Origin of the sequence: Plantactinospora mayteni (assembly GCF_016862935.1) — a bacterium.
Taxonomy (GTDB): Bacteria; Actinomycetota; Actinomycetes; order Mycobacteriales; family Micromonosporaceae; genus Plantactinospora; species Plantactinospora mayteni.
On the sequence record NZ_BONX01000004.1, the window covers coordinates 229,544 to 250,371 of the forward strand.

Consider the following 20,828-nt stretch of genomic DNA (forward strand, 5'->3'; position numbering starts at 1 on the left):
GGCGAGACAACCGAAGACGGCATCACCCGCGAAATACGTGAATCAGACGCCCCTCAGGGACGAGCGTCCGCCCGAATCCCGGTCCAGCGCAGGTCGGCCGGCAGGTGGCTCATGTCGTTGAACATCACCAGCGTGGGCGCCAGGCCGGTGCGGTACTCGATCACGGTGAGCCCGGTGTTGGCGCTGTCCAGGCTCAGCCACTGCATAGGCGGCGCTTCGAGGGCCTCGCGCACCAGCCACGCGATCGGGTAGGCATGCGTGACCAGGACCTCGTACGTGTCGGGCTCGCCCGCCGCGGGCACCTGCCCGAACCGCGCCACCAGCGCATCGGCGAGCTTGCGGCCCGACGCGGCCTCGGCCTCGTCGTAGCCGTCGAAGAAGCCGGCCCACGATCGGGGCATCTCGGCGGCGGTGGGCACGTAAGGGACGTGGTCGATGAGTTCGGAGGCCGCGGCGACGGGAACGCCGGGCAGGTGCCGGGCGAGTTCCTGCGCGCTCGACGCGGCGCGCGGCAGCGGCGAATGCCAGACCGCGCCGATCGGCAGACCCGCGAGCCGCTCGCCCAGCAGGTTCGCCTGTCTGCGACCGGCGTCCTTGAGTTCGCCGAACGCGTCCGCCGCGCCGTGCCGTGCAACGTAGAGATGTCGGGTTGCCATGGGCCCGAACCTATCTGCCGCCGATCTTCGCATCGCGCGGGATACCCAATGTCGACAGAAGATCTTCGTGCAGCTCCATCCACACGGCGTGGCACGACGCGACACCGACGCCGGTTACCCACTGCTGCTTTCCCGCGGGCGCGTACCAACGCCGCGGAGAACCGCTCGTCGTAGCCGCCGAACCGGGCCAGCACGGCAGAAAGGCCGCCGACCAGTCGCGCCAGTTCGCCGTCGAGTGCGGACAGTTCGTCCAGCACGCGGGCGTCCCACTTCGGGTCGCTGTGGTCGTTGGTCGCCAGCCGATCGTCCGGGTTGGGCCGTAGCTGCCAGTCTGTGCAAGCCTTGACCAGACGCCCGTTCAGCGACTCGAAGACCTGGTGGCCCAGCTCGACGGCGGGTCGCGCCCCGACCTGGTCGAGTTCGCTGGCGAGTCGGCGGGAGTCCTCGTCGCGGCCCCGATCGGTGAGCGTCCACCCGCTGGTGGCGCCGAACGCGACGTGGCTGACCCAGCCGTAAGCCTGGAAGTCCTCCAACAGCTCGGTGGTCTTGTCCTGGTCGATGCCGACACGCCGGGAAACCGCGGCGTCGTCGGCCATCCCGGAAACCCGTACCCCGTGCAAGACAAGGAGATCCGGCGTGGAAGCGTGTGTCATGGCAGCGAGCATTCATACTGCCCTACCGGGTGTCAATGCCGACGCGCACGGCGCGACCTCGTAAGGTCGCCGACGGCCATATTCGGTCCATCACCACAAGGGAAGAAACGATGCTGATCGATCTCGCTGGCGCCGTCGCAGCCACCTCGGGCGGCAAGGCAGCCGTCCTGGGCCGCCTGCTACGCGCCGGACTGCCGGTGCCGCTCGGGTTCGTGGTGCCGACCTCGGCGTACGGCCAGGCAGTCGCCGGCCTCGACCTCAGCGACGCCGGCGCCGCCCGGCAGCTGATTCTGCGGGCGCCGTCGGCGCCCGCGCTGGTCGATGAGATCGCGCAGGCGCTCGTCCGGCTCGACGGCCGGCCCGTCGCCGTGCGCTCCTCGGCGACCAGCGAGGACACCGCCGAGGCCACCGCAGCGGGGCAGCACGACACCTTCCTGGGCGTCATTGGCGCCGACCGGGTGGCCGACGCCGTCCGCAGCTGCTGGGCCTCCGTGTGGTCGGAGCGCGCCGTCGAATACCGGCGCCGCCGGGCCGCCGACGCCGGCCATCCAGCAATGGCGGTGCTGGTGCAACAACTGGTGGACGCAGAGGTCGCCGGGGTGACGTTCACCGGCTCCGACATCCGGATCGAGGGCTCGTGGGGGTTGGGCGAGAGCATCGTCGGCGGCCAGGTCACCCCCGACTCGTGGACGGTGTCCGGTGACGCGGTCACGCATCGCTCGCTCGGCGAGAAGGCGGTCAGGGCCGACCGTCAAGGCGGCGAGGTCATCACCCGGAAGGTGGACATCGCCGACCGCAGTCGGTTCTGCCTCAGCGACGAGGAGGTGCTCCGGCTCGCGAGCCTCGGCCGGGAGACGGCACGGCTGCTCCAGGGGCCGCAGGACATCGAATGGGCGATCGCCGAGGGCCGGATCTGGCTGCTGCAGGCCCGGCCGATCACGTCCGCTCTTCCGGACACAGCCTCCTCCGCCACCGGGGACACCACCGCTCTGACCGGCACTCCGGGCAGTCCCGGAATCGCCCGAGGACCCGTACGGCTGGTCCACGGCCCGGGCGACTTCGGCCGCGTCCACACCGGAGACGTCCTCGTATGCCGGACCACGGATCCAGCGTGGACGCCCCTGTTCGGCGTAGTTGCCGCGGTCGTCACCGAAACCGGAGGCATGCTGTCGCACGCCGCGATCGTGGCGCGCGAGCAGGGCCTGCCCGCCGTCCTTGCAGTCCGGGAAGCAATGACCGCCCTTCCCGACAACGCCATGGTCGAGGTCGACGGCAGCGCCGGCCGCATCACCCTGCTCTGACTCGATTGAGGGGCGCCCAGCTCCCGCATCCGGGCACCGACGCAACCGGCTTGGAGGCTTCCTCGGTCAGCTCATGCGGATCCGTCGCGCCGTCGCTGGCGGCCCAGCGCTCCACTGCGGCGTCGAAGGCGGCGGACGCCCTCCGGGTCGCCAGCTCCCTGCGGGGATCGAATATCGCCTGCCGCCGTCCGCGACGGACGCCCGCAGGACCAGGGTGAGGTGTCAGCGGCTGGTGCGGGCAGACCGGCGCAGGGCGTCGATCGTGGTCTCCGGCGAGGTGTTGAAGCAGAACACGATGCCGGGGACGAGCTGGTTGAGCAGGTTCACCAGCCGTTCGAACAGCAGGGTGTGCTCTGGCGCCATCCGCAGGCCCGCGCCGATCATCACGGCGTCGACCGGTCGGGCGGCCAGACACTCGCGGACCGTCCGCTCCGCCTCCTCCGGGTCGGCGGAGACCTGGCACGACACGATGTCGAACCCGGCCTCGCGCAGCGCCGCCTCGCCCGCCGCGATCCGGACGGTCAGGGTTTCCTCGTCGAGGCCGGGGTAACGGCTGTAGTCGATGGCGCTGGGATGCAGTCCCAGGGAGAGGGTCAGCACGGCGCGGTCCCGGCTCGGTCGAGGAAGCCGCCGGTCGGGCCGTCCGGGTCGATGCTGGCCAGCCGGACGATCGCCTCGATGCCCTCGGTCACGGTCTGATGGCTCCGGTGATCGCTGAGGTCGGTCGCGGTGTGACCGGGATCCACGGCGTCGACCTCGACGCCCGGCAGGAGGTGTGCGTACTGGCTGGTGGTCATGTTCAGGGCCGCCTTCGAGCCGGGTAGCCGGGTAGCGCGGGCGGCAGGTCGAGCGCGTGCGGTTCGCCGGACACGATGACGGATCCCAGCCCGCTGGACACCATCACGATACCGGGATGGGCGGCGGTGCGCGGCGGTCCGGCCAGCGCGACGCGTCAGTTCCGGGCACCCTGCCGGGTCAGTGAGGTCAGGTACTTTTCGCGGTGCCGGGGATCCGCCGTCGTCCGTGCCCGGGTCGCCGGTTCGCCCCGGACCGCCCGATAGCCGTCGAACGTGGACTCGACGACTCCCTCACCAGCGGTCAGGCCGGGCAGTTGGCGTTGCAGGTGCTGCACTCGTGCCGCCGGTACGACGGCCTCGATCGTGGTCAGGTCACCCCGTACCGACTGCTGCCGCACTGCCGCGCCGAGCCGGCCCAGGGCCGTCAGCACGGCGCTGATCGCCCACACCGGGGCTTCGAGGCTCACCCGGAGCATCGGCTCGCAGACCACGGTTCCGGCCTGGTCGAGTGCCCGCATCAGCACGATCGGCGTGAGGTTGCGGAAGTCCGCCGGAGTACTGAGCGGGCCCCGCCTCGACGGCGGACCGTCGGCCAGGCTGTAGCTACAGTCGACCATGGTGACGACGCAGTCGGTGACCTGCCAGCCGAACCTCCCCTCGCGCAGGGTCCGGCGCACGTACCGGCTCATGTGCGCGGTGAAGGTGTCGGCGTTCCGGTAGACGTACATCGGCATTGCCTGTGGCTCGACCCGCATCCGGAACTCGATTCCCGAGTTGGCCGGACCGGGCTCGACCCGCAGGCCGATGGTGGCCTGGAACGGGTTGGCCTCGGTGTTGAGGACCTCGACGGCCTCGCCGCGCCGGACCGGACGCTCGACGCAGACGATGGTCGTCTCCCGGAACGTGACGTCGATGCCGAACTCCGTCGCCAACGTCGCCTGGACGACCTCCTTCTGGACCTCGCCGTAGAGCGAGACGGAGACCTCCCGGCCGGTGTCGTCCACCCGGACGTCGATCAGCGGATCCTGCTCGGCCAGCCAGGCCAGCGCGGCGCGCAACGCGCCGTCGTCGCCCGGGCGCACCGGAGCGACGACGGTCTCCATCGTCGGCGGCGCGAAGTGGTGCTGGCCCCCGGTCGCGGGCGGCCGACCGATCGTGTCGCCGATCCGGACCCCGTTCAGGCCCCAGAGCCGGCCGATCTCGCCAGCGGCGAGTTCTGGCCGCCGGACCCACCCGCCGTGCTCCGAGACACTGATGGCCGTGGCCTTCGCCTCGGCATCGCCGCCGCTCACACCCGTGACGGGCAACCGCTGCCGGGCCCGCAGCGTGCCGGCGAACATCCGGAGATAGGCGATCTTCTCCCCCGCCGGCCCACGATCGATCTTGAAGACGCGGCCCGAGACCGCGGCCTCCGCGTCGCCGACCTCGGCCGGCAACAGTTCGGTCAGCCCGGCCATCAGCGCGGGCACGCCCTCCCCGGTGATCGCCGAGCCGAGGAAGACCGGATGGACCGACGACCGCCGGGTCTGCGCGGCGAGTTCCCCGCGCAGCCGTCGGCCCGTGACGGCGCGCTCGTTCTCGACGTACGCGGCCAGCAGCGAGTCGTCCCGCTCGACGAGGACCTCGGTCAGCGCCGCCCGGAACGCCGGGTCACCGGAGCCGTAGGGGGTGAACCGGGCGGCCCGGGTACCGAGCCCGGTGACCGTGCCCATCGGGATGATCGCGGGCGTGAGCCGGTCCGCCACCGCCTCGAAGACCCGCCCGAGATCGGCGCCCCGCCGGTCGACCTTGTTCACGAACAGCAACGTCGGTACGCGCAACCGCCGTAGTGCCCGCATCAGGACACGGGTCTGTGGTTGGACGCCCTCGACCGCCGAGATCACCAGAACGGCGCCGTCGAGCAGGCTCAGTACTCGCTCGACCTCGGCGATGAAGTCCGGATGGCCCGGTGTGTCGATCAGGTTGACCGTCACGCCGGCGATCTCGAACGACACGACGGCGGACTTGATGGTGATGCCACGCTGGCGTTCCAGCGCCAGCGTGTCGGTCCGGGTCGTGCCGGCATCGACCTCGCCGACGGTGTCGATGACCCCGGCCGCGTACAGCAGCCGTTCGGTCAGTGTCGTCTTACCGGCGTCGACATGCGCCAGGATTCCCAGGTTCAGCGTTCTCTGCGGCAACCGCCACACCCCTCGAAGAGATCCAAGTTCCCTGTTCGATGGAGGTGCACACGGCTCGCATTTCGGTCTCCCTGTTCGTCCGTCGGCGGATTCCGGTCCGAGTCAACCACGGCTCGGAACGCCGCACGACCGAGTTATCCCACCTGGTCGGAGGTATGGTCGTGGGTCAGCCGGGCTGCCGGGTCAGGTCGACCGCCGACGCCTGCTCCAGCACCGAGGCGGGCAGTTGCGGCCCGGCCGGCAGCGCCAGCGGCTCCTTGGCCCGGGTGACCAGCTCGACCACGGTCTTGGAGAGCCGGTTCGCCGACTGCGACATCGACTCGTTGGCGGTGACGATCGCGGTGACCACCTCGGCGCGCTTCTGCTGGCCGTACCTGACCGCCTCCTCGATGCCCCGGGCCTGCGCGTCGATCGACTCCGCGACCTCCAGCAGCGTCTCCGGGCGGATCGTCGGCGTCTGGATCGTCCGGACGATCTGCGGCACGGCGGCCTTCGACGCCCGCGCGTACGCCGAGAGCACGTCGTTCGCGCCGTCCGCGACCGCCTGCTGCATGTCGGCGGCCTGATTGGCCTGCAACAGCAGCGCCCACTGCGCGATGGTGAGCTTCATCGTCGGGATGGTCAGGTTCATCAGCAACGCGAGCCGCTGGCCGAGCCCGTAGTTCAGGGTGCGGATGTTGCGCACCTGCGGGGATGTCGACCAGGCGACGAAGAGCCGCTGCTGGAACTCGTTGATGCGTACCTCGAGCGCCTGGATGAACTCGGTGACCAGTGAGAGCCGCTCCTGCTGGTCACGCTCGTCGACCGCGCCCGGGGTCACCGTGATCGACCGGGCGTCGGCGAGCGCCACCTCCCGGACGAGTTCCATCACCGCGATCGCGCCGATGAGCTGGCCGATCGCCGCCTCGTTGGCCTTGTAGAGCTCGTCGCAGAGCACCACGTTGCGCTTGAGCTGCAACTGCTTCGCGCTGAGCTGCCCGGCCACCCGGTCCAACTGCTGCTCGACCGTCCGGGCCTCCTCGAACAGCATCTCCAGCAGGTCGCGGCCCTTCCGGAACAGACCCTTGACGGCGTCGGAGAACTTGTCGAACGTCTCCCGGATCTTCGGGTCGCTCGGGTCGTACTTGCGCCGGAAGTTGCGCATCCGGTCGTTCAGTTCGTGCATGATGCCGGTCAGCTCTGGGATGTTGACCCGGCCGACCTCGTGGAAGATCCGGCTGACCTGGGCGTTGACCTGGTCGATCGCGGTGTTGCCGAACGAGGCGAGCTGGTCGGTATTGGCCAGCATCGCCGGGTAGAGCTGCCCGGCCGCCGCCTCGGCCTGGGCACGCTGCGCCGGGCTGAGCAGGTCCACGCAGACCAGCTCCCGGGGCTGGCCGGCGAGCAGGGTACTGGTGATGGCGGTGTCGGCGGCACCGGCCGGCGGGTCGGCCGTTCCGCCCACGATGCTGCCGAAGTCGATCTGCAATCCGTCGGTCATGGCAGGTCCGTTCTCCCTCACTGGCAGGTCTTGGCGTCCTTCATGCAGCTCAGCAGCGCGAGTGTGACGTCCGCGGCCGGCGCCGGGGTGGTACGGATCTGCTCGGCGAGGTTGATCGCCGGGAAGTCCGCGACGTTGTTGACGCCGACCTGGACCGCTGAGCGGAAACCGTACGTCTTCCACGCGATGCTCTGGATCTCCGGATCCTTCATCGCCTCGATGAACCCGGCGGCGGTGGTGTTGAGGGCCAGGACCGGGTGGTCGCTGTAGATGGTCGGGTCGGGGTAGAGCACGCGTACGTTCTTGAGCAGGTTGGCGCTGTTCGCACCGCTCTGCACGACCTGCTGGATGAGCTGGTTCTCGTAACCGGCGTAGAGCGGGGACTTGAACTCCCCGCCCTGGGTCAGCCACTCCCGGAACCCGGAGTCCGAGCTGCGCGCCTGTAGGCCCTGCGCGTCGTAGAGCGCCCGCATGGTCGGCAGGGCCCGGCGCGCCTGCGCGATGTTCGGCGCCTGGAACACGTCGTCGGTGGCGATGATGCTCAACTGGAGCTGGGCGAGCACGAAGCCGCTGTTGGATTTGGCCGGGTCGGTACTGGACACCGTGATCGGGCCCCGCAGATCGGTCGCCCCGTTGCCGTCCCAGGTCTGCTTCTTCAGCACGTAGTCCAGCAGCAGGGACTTCATGTTCACGATGTGGTAGCGGTTGTCCCGCTGCTGGACGACGCCCAGCTTGACCAGCGCGTCGGTGCCGCGCGGTCCGGCGTAGACCACCTCAGGCGACTGCAACAGGTTCTCCGCCCGGTACTCCGGGAACGCCCCCTGGTGCTGCGCCTCGAAGACACTCTGCGCGCTGGCGCTCGACGGCCAGAGGCAGTCGACCTTGCGCGCCCGCAGGTCGTCCGTACTCAACTGCACCTGGTCGTACGAGCCGAGCGGCTGGAAGTTCACCTCCAGGCGGTATTTGTCCCGCAGTACCCGGATGACCTCGGGGTCGGCCATCAGCTCGGACTTCTCCGAGCCGCCGACGCAGGTCAGCGTGGTCGGCGCGGCGGACGGGGTGGAGGTCCCGCCGGACCTCGAAAACAGCACGGCGGCGACGACGCAGACGACGATCACCGTGACCAGTCCGATCAGGAACCGAACGCTGGGCAATCTCACGATGACTCCTTCATCCCAACTCGGGAAGTTTCGGCGGCGCGACGGTGTCGAGGTTGGCGCGGTACTGCGCGATGTCGCCCTGGTTGACCAGCCGCACGCTGTCCAGGGCGAACGCGGCGAAGCGTTCGAACGCCAGCTCGCCACTGCGCTTGAGCGCCTCGGGGTCGGCGTAGAGCACCGGCTTGCGCTGGATGTCGAGGTACTGCCGCACCGCCCCGTCGAGGCTGCTCAGGTGGCCGCTGATCTGGCTGGCGGTGGAGTAGAGGCTGTTCGGCGACCTGGCCTGGACCCGGTCGAACAGCTCCGGCACGTACCGGCAGGCCGACTCCAGGGCGGTGCGGGCGGCCGGCGCCTGGACGTCGGGGTGGAGCCGTTCGATGCCGCGCAGGATCGCGAGCGCCTCCGCGACCTTGGCACGCGCCTCGTCGAGGTAGTCGTCGCTGCGCGCCTGGGCCGGGCTGCGGTCATCGACCATCAGGTACACCCCGACCGCCGCGGCCATCGCCAGCAGCGGCGCCCACAGGAAGTTGCCGGTGAGCACGAAGGTCCCGGTGAAGACCGCGACGGCCGTGGCGAGCGCGACCGGCGCGGCGAGTTTTCCTCTCACCGCGACCACCGCCGCCGGTGCCCGCCGGCCCGGCGCCCGGTGCCCGGACCGGTCGTCACCGAACCTTGTTCGACCTCCCCTTCCGGTCCGCTGGACCGCAGGGTCGGATCCGATGCGTGAGCGCCGTGCGATTCAGGTGGAGAAAGGTTCACTTGTAGCCAGCCGCCTGACGCAGCGCCGCCACCAGGTCGTCCTGCTGGACGAACGCGCCGCCGGTGGCCGACGCGGCCTCCCTGAGCTGTTCCGGGTCGGCGTCCCGGCCGAACGCGATCGCGATCACCGGTACCCCCGATGCCTTCAACCCGGACAGCGCGGACTCCCGTTCGCGGGTCTCGGACTTGCCGTCGGTCATCAGCACCACCAGGCGCCGACGGCCGTCGGGTTGCGGTCTACCCAGTTCCTCCGTCGCGCGTCGCAGGCAGGCGTAGATGTTGGTGCCGCCGGTGGGCCGGTAGTCGTTGATCTTCTCGGTGAGACCGTGCAGTCCCGCGCCGTCGTTGCCCTGCACCGTCCAAGGGCTGCCGGCGGTGAGCCCGCTGTTGAAGATCCCGACGGTGGTCACGTCCTCCGGGTGGGTCAGCAGGAAGTTCAGCGCGGCCTGGTCCTGGTCGAAGACCTGGTGCGCAGCGGCCTTGACGCCGTCCCAACCCCCGTTCGAGGACATCGACCCGCTGCCGTCGAGGCAGTAGAAGGTGTTGACGGGGCGCCGGTAACGGGTCTGGTAACGGTCGAGCGCGGCCTCGATGATCGGCGTCGCGGGATACTGGATGCCCTGCTCGTTGATGGTCGCCTGGATGCCCCACTCGGGGTTGAACACCGACAGGTCGGGGTTGTCCAGCGTCAACCCGACGCTGCTGGCCGGGCGCCGCCCCAACTTCAGGAGCTGGGCCTGCGCCCCGGCATCCTTGAGCAGGTGATCCTGTAGCTCGCTGAAGACCCTGCGCTTACCCGCGTCGGCGGCGCCCTGCTGCGGGAGGAAGCCCAGCGGCGCGTCGCTGATCGCGAGCGACCCGCGCGGGTACGCCACCACGAGCGGCTCCTTGCCGGCCTTGGTCAGCTCCTGGTTCTTCTCGATCACCAGGTCCTCGTAGGTGAACATCGTCCGGCAGACGTCGGGACGCGCGACGCACTCGGTCATCAGCGTGCCGGTCGACGGCGGCGTCTGGTCCATCGCGTTGATGAACCGGGTCACCCCCTGCTCCACCGCCGGGGAGTCCAACTGCTCCTGCGTCAACGGCCTGCCCGGCCCGTTGCCGGCGAAGTAGTTCATGAAGCCGAACAGCACGGTCGCACCGGAATTGGACTGCGTCGGGTTGGTGACCCAGACCTTCGTCTCGCCCGACTCCACGGCCCGCAGGATGTCGGCGATGGCGACGTCCGTACGGCCGACGAAGCCGAGCCGCCGCATCTCGCTCCGCCAGCCGGCGAAGACCACCGGCGTGAGGAACATCGGCTTCACGTCCTGTAGCACGTTGGCCTTGTCGCCGAGTTGGGAGAAGACGCTGGAGGCGAACCAGTAGGCGTCGTAGTCCTGGCTTCCGGCGGTGAGCAGGCGGGCCTGGTCGACCGAGCCCTTCAGGGTCACGTCGCAGGTGTAGCCCTTGCTGGCGCACCAGGGCTTGACGATCGTGTTGACGACACTCTCCTGTTCGGACCCGGCGACGATCCGCAACGACGTACCGCCGGTGCGATCACCGCCGGTCCCACCCGCGGGAGGCTTGTCGCTGGTGCATCCGGCGGCCAGCATCACCGTCGCGGCGGCGACCGCCATGAGCCCTCTTACCCGCACGTGCGCTCCATCCCGACCCTGCCGGCCGATCATCCGTCTGTCTGGACCGTGCTCGTTGGTAGCACCGATGGGCTAACGGGATGTCGAAGAAATCATGAACAGTAGGTGGCGCCGATCATGGGTCGTACCGATCTCGCCACTCTGCTCGGTGCGCTGTGCGCCCGCGGCGCAGGTCGGCGGATCAGGGAGTCGGGTCGATCGCCGGACCCGCCGACGGGCCGTGACCTGCCCGACTGCCCGACTGCCCGACGACGCCGGGACGATCGCGGCGGAGCCTAGAATCGGTCGGTGATCGCTGACCTCGAGTGCGTGGTGCTGGACTGCTCACACCCGACGGAACTCGCCGAGTTCTACCGGGCGGTCCTCGGCGGTGCCGTCAACCAGCGCGATGGGCGATGGGCGCTCGACGAGGACTGGGCGACGCTGCACACGCCGTCCGGTCTCGTACTGGCCTTCCAACGCGTGGCGGACTACCGGCCACCGCGCTGGCCCGATCCGGCCCGGCCCCAGCAGTTCCACCTGGACTTCGGGGTCGCCGACCTGGACCGCGCCCAGGAGCAGGTACTGGCCCTGGGCGCAACGGTGCTGGACGCCGGAGCGGACCGGCTCGGCTGGCGCGTCTACGCCGACCCCGCAGGCCATCCGTTCTGCCTGGTCCGCCAGTCACGAGACCGGGCCTGACCTCGGCCGACGCGTGCCTGGACGGCACCACTGCCGGTCAGGGCACCGGACCGTCGGCCCGGTCGTTGAGGCGGGCGAGCTTGCCGCGTACCCCGTCGAAGTGGGCGTACATCGCGGCGGCGGCGGCTGCCTTGTCCCCGGCGGCGACCGCGGTGTAGATGTCCCGGTGCCGGCGTGCGACGTCGGCCGGCGTCTCGTCCGGGGTGCCCAGCTCGTCGCGGAGCTGGTAGAAGACTTCCCAGAACGCGCCGAGCAGGCGGCCGACCAGCGGGTTGCCGAGCGGCCGATAGAGCAGCTCGTGGAAGAGCCGATCCGTCTCCGGCGAGACGATGCCGGCCAGCGCCTCCGCCTCCATCCGCTCGGTCACCTCGGCGACCGGCGCCAGATCGAGTTCCTGCGGCCGGTCGATCAGCCGCTGGACCAGACCGCTCTCCAGGACCTCGCGGATCTCGGTCAGGTAGCCGAGGGCGTTGCGCCCGTCCTGAAGGGTGATCCGGCTGTGGAAGGCCAACTCGTCGACGAAACCGGTCAGCGACATCCGGCCGACGAACATCCCGAAGCCGTGCCGGATGTCCACGATGCCAACGGCCTGGAGCGCCTTGAGCGCCTCGCGCACGGAGTTGCGGCTGATCCCCAGGTCCTCCATCAGCTCCGACTCGGTGGGCAGCGGGTCCCCGGCCGCGAGCCGGCGTTCGAGGATGAGGCCCTTCACCGCCTCCTGGACCTCGACCGCGCGGCTCAGCCGCGCTCGGGCCCGGCGGTCCGGCGCGGTGTGGTTCAGCCGGGTCGGGCGGTCGGTCATGGCGTCCCGCCCAGGCGACGCCGGCCGGCCGGGCGGAGCGGGGCGGCGACCGTATCCCGACTGGACGTCCTACGACGGAGGTCGGCGGCTGGTCGTGACGCTGCCGTGACCGCTTGTCGAGCACGGCGAAACCGTTCTGGCATCTCCAGGTAACCCTCTCTTGACCCGAGGACTGCTCGGCCTCTAGCCTCCAGTCTAATCCCAACATGGGATGTAGGACGTCCAACCTCCACCGAATACGCTACTGCCGATGCTTATAGGAGGCACCGTGAGCGCCCCGGTATCTCGGCCCGTCTTCAGCCGCCGCGACTTCCTCCGTTACAGCGGAGCGCTCAGCGCGGCGGCGGCCATCGCGGCCACCGTCTCCGCCTGTGACTCCGGCCCCGCCTCGACCGGTTCGGTCGGTGCCGGCGACGACAAGGACCTGGTCACCGCCGTGATCGGGTACGGCAACGACCAGAGCTGGGACCCGACCATGACGGCCTCCGCCTTCTCCATGGCCGCGATCCAGCACATGTACGAGGGGCTCGTCGAGACCGACCCGATCACCCGCGAGCCGTACCCGGCGCTCGCCACCGCGCTGCCCACCGACCCGACGGCGACGTCGTGGAAGCTCAGCCTGCGCCAGGGCGCGAAGTGGCACGACGGGCAGCCGGTCACCGTCGACGACGTCGTCTTCACCTTCCAACGGATCCTCGACCCCCAGGCGAAGGTGCTGCTCTACAGCTTCTTCGGCGCCTGGCTCAAGGAGGTCAGGAAGGTCGACGAGAGCACCGTCGAGCTGGTCTTCCACTCCCCCTTCCCGGACGCCCTCAAGCGGCTCGCCATCGCCAAGATCCTGCCGAAGCACGTCTTCGGTGCGCCCGGCGGCTGGGACGCGGCCAAGGGCGGCAAGGCGGTCGGCTCCGGCCCTTACAAGATGACCGCGCACAACCCGAAGTCGAACACCACCTTCGAGGCGTTCGCCGACTACAACGGCCCGCGCAAGGCCCAGTTCAAGAAGATGAACTGGCTGTCCATCGTGGACGCCGCTGCCCGGGTCGCGAAGATCTCCGGCGGGCACGCCGAGGCGCAGATCGCCGACAACATCCCCTACGCCAACATCGCCCAGCTCAAGGACTCCGGGCTGACCGTCGAGGGCGGCAAGGGCATGAACCACATGTTCCTGATGTTCAACACCGGCGCCAAGCCGTTCGACGACGTACGGGTACGGCAGGCGCTGCTGCACGCCGTCGACACCGGCAAGATGATCGAGGTCGCGCTCAAGGGACACGGTACGGCGGCCACCAGCTTCCTCAACGAGCAGAACCCGTCCTACGCCAAGGCGAAGACCGTCTACGACTACAACCCGGACAAGGCCAGATCACTGCTTGCCGCCGCCGGCGTCACCAACCTCTCGGTCACGCTGATGGCGGTCAACGTGAGCTGGATCGTCGACTGCCTGCCCACCATCGCGAACTCCTGGAACGCGATCGGGGTCAAGACGACGCTCCAGCCGCAGGACACCAGCGCGCTGTTCACCAAGATGGACCAGTCGCAGGACTACCAGGTGGTCGCCGCCGCCTCCAACCCCAACCAGTTCGGCATCGACGCCGACCTGATCCTGCGCTACAACTACACCTCCGGCGGCACCTGGATGAAGTACACCCGGTGGGACACCAGTCCGGCGGCGAAGACCATCTTCGACCTGATGGACCAGGCGATCCGGGAACCGGACGAGGCGAAGAAGCTCGCGCTGACCCGCCAGTACCTGGACATGATCGCCGAGCAGGCGGTGCTCTACCCGGTGGTGCACACCGAACTGATGACCGCGTGGGACCCGAAGAAGATCTCCGGGATCCGGCCGCAGTCGTACCCGGGGTTCAACCTGCTACAGGCCCAGCGCCTCTGATCCGCGGTTCCGCGGCCGGCGCCCCGCCGGCCGCGGAACTCACCGCCGAGGAGTCCCACCGTGGCCACGATCGCCAGAATGCTGGTCCGCCGCATCGTCATCCTGATCCCGCTCCTGCTTGGCGTGATCCTCTTCGTCTTCGTCGTCATGCGGTTCTCGCAGAACAAGCCGGAGTACGCCTACTTCGCGGGCGCCAACCCCACCCCCGAGCAGATCCACCAGTTCCAGGTCGAGAACGGCCTGCTGGATCCGCTGCCGCTGCGGTACGTGCGGTTCGTCGCCGATCTGGCGCAGGGCGATCTGGGCACCAGCGTGCTCACCAACGCACCGGTACTGGACTCGGTGCTGACGGCGCTGCCGCTGACCCTGCAACTCACCTTCCTGGGCCTGCTGGTCGGGGTGGTCACCGCGCTGGTCCTCGGTGTCACCGCGGCGATCTTCCGGGACCGCTGGCCCGACCAGCTGATCCGGGTCGTGTCGCTCGGCGGGGTGGCCGCCCCGGCGTTCTGGCTGGCGCTGCTCATGATCCAGTACCTCGCCGTGCAGCAGGGCCTCTTCCCGACCGGCGGCTACGTCAACCCGGCCGACTCGTTCGGCGAGTGGCTGCGCTCGATGACCCTGCCGGCCCTGTCGCTGTCGCTGCCGGTCGCGGCCCAACTGACCCGGATCGTCCGGACGTCGATGGTCGAGGAACTGGACCGGGACTACGTCCGGACCGCTATCGGCAGCGGCCTGCCGCCGATCGTCGTGGTGGGGCGGAACGTGCTGCGCAACGCACTGATCAACCCGTTGACCGTGCTGGGTCTGCGGGTCGGCTACCTCCTCGGTGGCGCGGTGGTCATCGAGACCATCTTCTCCCTGCCCGGGATGGGCAAGCTGATGATCGACGGCGTCACCAACGGGGATCCGGCGGTGGTCCAGGGCGTGGTGCTCACGATCGCGATCGGATTCGTGGTGGTCAACCTGGTGGTCGACATCCTCTATCTACTGGTCAACCCGAGACTCCGGAGCGCCGCCTGATGCGGCCGGGACTGGCAGGACGCCTCGCCCGGCCGGGCGTCAACTTCAGGCGGCTCTCCGTACCGGCCTGGATCTCGCTCGGCGTCGTCGTACTCATCGCGCTCGCCGCGCTCTTCGCCCCGCTGCTGGCGCCGTACTCGCCGCTGGAGCAGGCCGCCGCCACCAGCGGGGCCCCGTCGGCAGCGCACTGGATGGGGCTGGACAGCGCCAACCGGGACATCCTCAGCCGCCTGCTCTACGGGGCGCGGTGGTCGCTGGTCATCGGTTTGGGCGCGACCGCCCTGGCCCTGGTCGTCGGCGCGGTACTCGGTGCCGTCGCGGCCACCTCCCGGAAGTGGGTGGACGAGGGGGTCATGCGGACCCTCGACGTCATCATGGCCTTCCCTGGCATAGCGCTGGCCGCCGTACTGGTGGCGGTCTTCGGCGGCGGCATCCAGGTGCTCGTACTCGCGATCGCGTTCCTCTACATGCCGTCGGTGACCCGGGTGGTCCGGGCCAACGTGCTGGCCCAGTACGGCGAGGACTACGTGGACGCCGAAAAGATCATCGGTGCCCGTACGCCGTACATCGTGGCCCGGCACGTGGCGATCAACTGCGCCGCGCCGGTACTGGTGTTCTGCACGGTGATGGTCGCCGACGCGATCGTCTTCGAGGCGTCGCTCTCGTTCATCGGCGCCGGGGTCCGGCCGCCGGACCCGTCCTGGGGCAGCGTCATCGCCGACGGCAAGAACATGGTGCTGCTCGGCGGCTGGTGGGCAACCGTCTTCCCGGGCCTGCTGATCCTGGTCACCGTCCTCGCGCTGAACATCCTCTCCGAGGGGGTCTCCGACGCCTGGGCGGCGCCGACGGCCCGGCGGGTGCCCGGCGCGACGAAGCCGGCCGAGGGCGACGCGTGGGAGCAGGCCGCCCCCGGATCCGGCGAGGTCACCGAGCTGCCCGGCCTGGCCGAGGCCGCGCGGCGGCTCGCCGAACGCGCCCGGCCACTCCCGTCCGGCCCGCCGATCCTGGCGGTGACGGAGCTGGCGATCGGCTTCCAGGACCGGCACGACGGGGTGGACATCGTGGCCGGCGTCTCGTTCGACGTGCGGCCGGGCGAGGTGCTCGGCCTGGTCGGCGAGTCGGGCTGCGGCAAGTCGCTGACCGCGCTGACCGTGATGGGGTTGCAGCCGAAGGGTGCCCGGATCGGCGGCGAGATCCGGTTCGACGGCAGGGATCTGCTGACGCTGTCCCGCTCGGCCCGCCGGCGGCTGATGGGGCACGAGATGGCGATGGTCTACCAGGACGCGCTCTCCTCGCTCAACCCCGCGATGACCATCAAGGCGCAACTCAAGCAGCTCGTCCGGCGCGGTGGCCGGCGTACCCCGACCGAGCTGCTGGAGATGGTCGGGCTGGACCCGGCCCGGACCCTCTCGGCGTACCCGCACGAGCTGTCCGGTGGGCAGCGCCAGCGGGTACTCATCGCGATGGCCCTGTCCCGGGACCCGAAGCTGATCGTCGCCGACGAGCCGACCACGGCGCTGGACGTGACGGTACAGGCGCAGGTGATCGAGCTGCTGCTGCGGCTCCGCGCCGAACTCGGGTTCGCGCTCGTCCTGGTCTCCCACGACCTGGCCCTGGTCGCCGACGTCACCGACCGGGTGGTGGTGATGTACGGCGGGCAGATCGTCGAGACCGGCGTCACCGCCGCGCTGGTCGGCGCCCCCGCCCACCACTACGCCCGCGGCCTGCTGGGCTCGGTGCTCTCGCTGGAGGCGGGCGCGCGGCGGCTCACCCAGATCCGCGGGGTCGTCCCCTCGCCGGCCGACTTCCCGGCCGGCTGCCGGTTCGCCGACCGCTGCCCGATGGCCACCGAGATCTGCCGTACCGAGGTGCCCCGGCTGACCGGTGCGGTGCACGAGCACGCGGTGGCCTGCCACCACCCGGCGGTCGAGATCACCAGGCCGGTGGCCGTCGGAACGGAGGCACACTGATGGCGGCGACGCTACTGGAGCTGCACGACGTACACGTGGTGCACCGGGCGCGGTCCGGCGGACTCTTCTCCCGCGACCGGGTGTACGCGCTCACCGGCGCCGACCTGACCGTCGCCGCCGGCGAGACGGTGGGGGTGGTCGGCGAGTCCGGCTGCGGCAAGTCCACCCTGGCCCGGGTGCTGGTCGGGCTGCAACAGCCGACCGCCGGGGCGGTGTCGTTCCGGGGCGAGGACGTCTGGTCGATGCCGAACTCCCGGCGCCGGTCCGTGATCGGCTCGACCACCGGGATGGTCTTCCAGGATCCGTCCACCGCGCTCAACCGCCGGCTGCCGGTCCGGGCGATCCTGCGCGACCCGCTGGACGTGCACCGCCGGGGCGTCCGCCGGGAGCGCGACGAGCGGGTCCGCGAGCTGCTCGACCTGGTCGGCCTGCCGTCCAGCGCGGCCGACCTGCTGCCCAGTCAGCTCTCCGGCGGCCAGCGCCAGCGGGTGGCGATCGCCCGGGCGCTCGCGCTGCAACCGGAACTGCTCATCGCCGACGAGCCGACCAGCGCGCTGGACGTCTCGGTTCGGGCGCAGATCCTCAACCTGCTGCTGGACCTGAAGGAGCGGCTCGGCCTGGCGCTGGTCTTCGTCTCGCACGACATCCAGACCGTCCGCCGGATGAGCGACCGGGTCGTGACGATGTACCTGGGGCGGATCGTGGAACAGACGCCGGCCCAGGCCGTACCGCGACACGCCCGGCACCCGTACACCCGGGCGCTCTTCTCCGCCACGCCCGGGCTGCTCTCCCCGATCGACCCGATCCCGCTGGTCGGTCCGGTGCCGTCCGCGACCCGACCGCCGAGCGGGTGCCCCTTCCGGACCCGCTGCTGGAAGGCGGACGAGGTCTGCGCCTCGGCGATGCCCCCGGTCCGGTCCAGCACCGACCAGCCCGACGACCACCTGTTCCGATGCCACCACCCCGTACTCGACGGGGCGAGCGACCTCGAACTGATCAGCCAAGCACAGGAGCGCCCATGACCACCGCCAGCGCCCTCACCGGCGTCATCCCGCCGGTGTCCACCCCGTTGACCCCGGACCTGGAGGTCGACACCGGATCGCTGGCCCGGTTGGTGGACCACCTGCTGACCGGCGGCGTGGACGCGCTCTTCGTGCTGGGCTCCACCTCCGAGGTCGCCTACCTGCCGGACGGTCACCGCAAGGTCGTGCTGGAGACGGTGGTCGGGCACGTCGCCGGGCAGGTCCCGGTGCTGGCCGGCGTCATCGACACGACCGCGCTACGGGTGCTCGACCATGCCCGGGTCGCGGCCGGGGCGGGCGCCGACGGGCTGGTGGCGACCGCGCCGTTCTACACCCGGACCCACCCGGACGAGATCGCCGTACACTTCCGGACCATCGCGGCCCGGGGCGGACTTCCGCTGTACGCGTACGACCTGCCCGTTTCGGTGCACAGCAAGCTCGGCACCGATCTGGTGCTGGAGCTGGCCGCCGACGGGACGCTCGCCGGGGTCAAGGACTCCAGCGGTGACGAGGGCGGGCTGCGCGGGGTGATCCTCGGGCGCCGGGACCGCCCGGAGATCGACTCCTTCAGCGTGCTCACCGGCTCCGAGCTGACCGTCGACTCGGCGCTCTGGATGGGCGCCGACGGTGTCGTACCGGGCCTGGGCAACGTCGACCCGCACGGGTACGCGCGGCTGTTCCGGGCGGCGGAGCAGGGCAACTGGGTGGCGGCCCGGTCCGAGCAGGAGCGCCTGCTGCGCCTCTTCCAGCTCGTGCACGTCGGCGCGGGCCGGATGGGTATGAGCTCGTCGGCGCTGGGCGCCTTCAAGGCGGCGCTGCACCTGCGCGGCATCATCGACCACCCGGCCACGGCGCTGCCGCAGATCCCGCTGAACGCCGACGAGGTCGCCCGGGTCAAGGAGTATCTCGCCACCGCCGGCCTGCTGTGAGCGGGCCGGGTCGCGCCGAGCGGCGGCAGGGGTCAGGTCGGCTCGGCCCCCGCCTCGACCGGCCGGGCCTCCGCCCGCGCGACGCGTGCCTTCACGTCGCGGAAGTGCAGCCGCATCGCCTCCCGGGCGGCCTCCGGGTCCCGGGCCCGGAGCGCCGCCACGATCCGGCGGTGGTTGGTCACGATCTCCGCGGTCCGCTCCTCCGGCGGGCCGAGCACCGGCTCGACCTGGTGGTAGACGTCCCAGAACAGGCCGATCAACTGGAGTACCAGCTCGTTGCCGCACGACTCGTAGAGCAGCGAGTGGAACGCCCGGTCGGCCTCCGGGTCCCGGTCCATGGCGGTGACCAGGGCGTCCAACGCGGCGATCCGGGGGCCGCTGGTGGTCCGCGCCACCTCGCCGATCAGCCCGATCTCGATCAGCTCACGGACCTCGACCAGGTCGTGCAGCGCGCGGATCCCGCCGCCCGGGCCGGAGCGCACCCGGAACGCCAGCGACGGGGTGAGCACGTCCAGCGACGCCTGACCGACGAACGTGCCGTAGCCGTGCCGGATCTCGACGATGCCCAGCGCCTGGAGGGCCCGCACCGCCTCGCGGACGCTGTTGCGGCTCGCCCCGAGCAGGTCCATCAGCTGCGGCTCGGTCGGCATCGGCGCACCGGGGGCCAGGCCGCGCTCGTGGATCAGGGCGACGATGCGCTCCTGCAACGACCCACCGTTACGCGTACGCATGCTGCCTCCAGGCTCGTCGAAACCTCGGGTCATAACATCCCACCTCTCGGTCCCGGAAGGCCAGGCGGTGCGGGAATCAACACTGGCGACATCGATGTACCGCCGGAAATCGGCCGGACGTACCTGGCTTGCCTGCCCGCTCGGCGCTCGCCGGCCCACTCGGCCGGACATCGGATGTCCAATCGCTCAAGGAGGGAGGCGTCGTGCAGATACTGACGTCGGAGTCGCTCGGCGGCACCTGGGGTACGATACTGCTCCCCATCCGGGCCGACGAGTCGATCGACTGGGCACGGCTCGACCCGGCCTTGGACGTCCTGCTCACCGCCGGACTCGACGGCCTCTACGCGCACGGCACCGCCGGCGAGTTCCACGCCCTCGGCGAGGACGAGTACGACCGCGTCAACGAGTTGCTGGCGCGGCGCTGCGAACGGCACGGGGTGCCATTCCAACTCGGGGCCAGCCAGATGAGCGCGCAGACCTGCCTGGACCGGGTGGCCCGGGCCCGGACGCTGCGACCCGGTGCGATCCAGGTAACGCTGCCGGACTGGCTGCCGCTGTCGCGCGGCGAGGTGCTGCGGTTCCTGGCTCGGGTCGCGGCCGTCGCCGACCCGGTGCCGCTGGTGCTCTACCACCCGCCGCACGCCAAGACCCAGGTGCCGGCCGACCTGTACCCGGTGATCCGCCGTGAGGTCCCCACGCTGATCGGGATAAAGGTCGCCGGCGGCGACGCCGAGTGGTACGCCCGGATGCGGCAGCAGGCGGCCGGGATCGCGATCTTCGTCGCCGGCCACGACCTGGCGACCGGACGCCGGCACGGCGCCGCCGGCTCGTACTCGAACATCGCCGCGCTCAGCCCGGCCGGGGCGATGGCGTGGCAGCGGATGATGGTCGAGCAGCCGGACGCCGCGCTCGACGTACAGCGCCGGATCCACGCGTTCTTCGCCGAACACGTCCAGCCGCTCCAGCGCGGCGGGTACGCCAACCCCGCGCTCGACAAGTTCCTCGCCCACGTCGGGGACTGGGCCGACATCGGCACCCGGGTCCGCTGGCCGTACGCCTCGGTCGACCCCACGCTCGCCGAGCGACTCCGGCCGCTGGCCCGGGAGCGACTGCCCGAACTCTTCCCCCAGACGTAGCGTCCGCCCGAACTCTTCCCCGA

18 protein-coding genes are annotated in these 20,828 nt (G+C 70.5%); 8 read left to right on the forward strand and 10 right to left on the reverse strand.

The window, feature by feature from the left end:
• Nucleotides 1-53: 53 nt before the first annotated feature.
• Nucleotides 54-656 carry a histidine phosphatase family protein gene (locus Pma05_RS04535; RefSeq protein ID WP_203855994.1) on the reverse strand — a complete coding sequence of 201 codons (603 nt, stop codon included), beginning with the start codon at nucleotides 654-656 and terminating at the stop codon, nucleotides 54-56.
• A gap of 688 nt (nucleotides 657-1,344) precedes the next feature.
• Between Pma05_RS04535 and Pma05_RS04540 the strand changes: the two genes are divergently transcribed.
• Nucleotides 1,345-2,610: a PEP/pyruvate-binding domain-containing protein gene (locus Pma05_RS04540; RefSeq protein WP_239311663.1), complete on the forward strand. Its 1,266-nt coding sequence runs from the start codon at nucleotides 1,345-1,347 to the stop codon at nucleotides 2,608-2,610.
• A 222-nt stretch (nucleotides 2,611-2,832) separates the two neighbouring features.
• Here the strand turns inward: Pma05_RS04540 and Pma05_RS04545 are convergent, their stop codons facing one another.
• The 7 genes from Pma05_RS04545 to Pma05_RS04575 all read right to left on the reverse strand — a co-directional run bounded on the left by Pma05_RS04545 (nucleotide 2,833) and on the right by Pma05_RS04575 (nucleotide 10,623).
• Nucleotides 2,833-3,210: a type 1 periplasmic-binding domain-containing protein gene (locus Pma05_RS04545; RefSeq protein WP_203855995.1), complete on the reverse strand. Its 378-nt coding sequence runs from the start codon at nucleotides 3,208-3,210 to the stop codon at nucleotides 2,833-2,835.
• Nucleotides 3,204-3,407: a Rossmann-fold NAD(P)-binding domain-containing protein gene (locus Pma05_RS04550; protein WP_203855996.1), complete on the reverse strand. Its 204-nt coding sequence runs from the start codon at nucleotides 3,405-3,407 to the stop codon at nucleotides 3,204-3,206. The genes Pma05_RS04545 and Pma05_RS04550 overlap by 7 nt, the downstream gene beginning before the upstream one ends.
• Before the next feature lie 155 nt (nucleotides 3,408-3,562).
• Nucleotides 3,563-5,587: an elongation factor G gene (locus Pma05_RS04555; RefSeq protein WP_239311665.1), complete on the reverse strand. Its 2,025-nt coding sequence runs from the start codon at nucleotides 5,585-5,587 to the stop codon at nucleotides 3,563-3,565.
• Between the two features lie 166 nt (nucleotides 5,588-5,753).
• Nucleotides 5,754-7,067, reverse strand: a complete 1,314-nt coding sequence (locus tag Pma05_RS04560; RefSeq protein ID WP_203855997.1) for a toxic anion resistance protein — start codon at nucleotides 7,065-7,067, stop codon at nucleotides 5,754-5,756.
• Between the two features lie 17 nt (nucleotides 7,068-7,084).
• The gene (locus Pma05_RS04565) at nucleotides 7,085-8,227 is read right to left on the reverse strand and encodes a hypothetical protein (RefSeq protein ID WP_203855998.1); all 1,143 of its coding nucleotides are present in this window, start codon (nucleotides 8,225-8,227) and stop codon (nucleotides 7,085-7,087) included.
• Between the two features lie 10 nt (nucleotides 8,228-8,237).
• Nucleotides 8,238-8,834, reverse strand: a complete 597-nt coding sequence (locus Pma05_RS04570; RefSeq protein WP_203855999.1) for a hypothetical protein — start codon at nucleotides 8,832-8,834, stop codon at nucleotides 8,238-8,240.
• A gap of 148 nt (nucleotides 8,835-8,982) precedes the next feature.
• The gene (locus Pma05_RS04575; RefSeq protein ID WP_239311667.1) at nucleotides 8,983-10,623 is read right to left on the reverse strand and encodes a vWA domain-containing protein; all 1,641 of its coding nucleotides are present in this window, start codon (nucleotides 10,621-10,623) and stop codon (nucleotides 8,983-8,985) included.
• A 288-nt stretch (nucleotides 10,624-10,911) separates the two neighbouring features.
• On the opposite strand from Pma05_RS04575, the gene Pma05_RS04580 reads away from it, so the two are divergent.
• On the forward strand, nucleotides 10,912-11,304 hold the full coding sequence (locus tag Pma05_RS04580; RefSeq protein WP_203856001.1) for a VOC family protein: 393 nt from the start codon (nucleotides 10,912-10,914) through the stop codon (nucleotides 11,302-11,304).
• Nucleotides 11,305-11,341: 37 nt separating this feature from the next.
• On the opposite strand, the gene Pma05_RS04585 is transcribed toward Pma05_RS04580, so the two are convergent.
• Nucleotides 11,342-12,106 carry a FadR/GntR family transcriptional regulator gene (locus tag Pma05_RS04585; protein WP_203856002.1) on the reverse strand — a complete coding sequence of 255 codons (765 nt, stop codon included), beginning with the start codon at nucleotides 12,104-12,106 and terminating at the stop codon, nucleotides 11,342-11,344.
• 268 nt (nucleotides 12,107-12,374) lie between these two features.
• Between Pma05_RS04585 and Pma05_RS04590 the strand changes: the two genes are divergently transcribed.
• Genes Pma05_RS04590 through Pma05_RS04610 form a run of 5 tightly spaced genes read left to right on the forward strand, consistent with a single transcriptional unit; the run spans nucleotide 12,375 to nucleotide 18,938 of the window.
• Nucleotides 12,375-13,997: an ABC transporter substrate-binding protein gene (locus Pma05_RS04590; RefSeq protein ID WP_239311669.1), complete on the forward strand. Its 1,623-nt coding sequence runs from the start codon at nucleotides 12,375-12,377 to the stop codon at nucleotides 13,995-13,997.
• 60 nt (nucleotides 13,998-14,057) lie between these two features.
• Nucleotides 14,058-15,017 carry an ABC transporter permease gene (locus tag Pma05_RS04595; RefSeq protein WP_203856004.1) on the forward strand — a complete coding sequence of 320 codons (960 nt, stop codon included), beginning with the start codon at nucleotides 14,058-14,060 and terminating at the stop codon, nucleotides 15,015-15,017.
• A complete protein-coding gene (locus tag Pma05_RS04600; protein WP_203856005.1) occupies nucleotides 15,017-16,987 on the forward strand; it encodes a dipeptide/oligopeptide/nickel ABC transporter permease/ATP-binding protein in 1,971 nt (656 codons plus the stop codon). Before Pma05_RS04595 ends, Pma05_RS04600 begins: the two co-directional genes overlap by 1 nt.
• Nucleotides 16,987-18,009, forward strand: a complete 1,023-nt coding sequence (locus Pma05_RS04605) for an oligopeptide/dipeptide ABC transporter ATP-binding protein (protein WP_203856006.1) — start codon at nucleotides 16,987-16,989, stop codon at nucleotides 18,007-18,009. The genes Pma05_RS04600 and Pma05_RS04605 overlap by 1 nt, the downstream gene beginning before the upstream one ends.
• Nucleotides 18,006-18,938: a dihydrodipicolinate synthase family protein gene (locus tag Pma05_RS04610; RefSeq protein WP_203856007.1), complete on the forward strand. Its 933-nt coding sequence runs from the start codon at nucleotides 18,006-18,008 to the stop codon at nucleotides 18,936-18,938. Before Pma05_RS04605 ends, Pma05_RS04610 begins: the two co-directional genes overlap by 4 nt.
• A gap of 32 nt (nucleotides 18,939-18,970) precedes the next feature.
• Here Pma05_RS04610 and Pma05_RS04615 read toward each other — a convergent pair whose 3' ends face one another.
• Nucleotides 18,971-19,669 (reverse strand): FadR/GntR family transcriptional regulator, encoded by a 699-nt coding sequence (locus tag Pma05_RS04615; RefSeq protein ID WP_203856008.1) that lies wholly within the window; start codon nucleotides 19,667-19,669, stop codon nucleotides 18,971-18,973.
• A 203-nt stretch (nucleotides 19,670-19,872) separates the two neighbouring features.
• Here Pma05_RS04615 and Pma05_RS04620 point away from each other — a divergent pair, with 203 nt between their 5' ends.
• Nucleotides 19,873-20,805, forward strand: a complete 933-nt coding sequence (locus Pma05_RS04620; RefSeq protein WP_203856009.1) for a dihydrodipicolinate synthase family protein — start codon at nucleotides 19,873-19,875, stop codon at nucleotides 20,803-20,805.
• The last annotated feature ends 23 nt before the right edge of the window (nucleotides 20,806-20,828 follow it).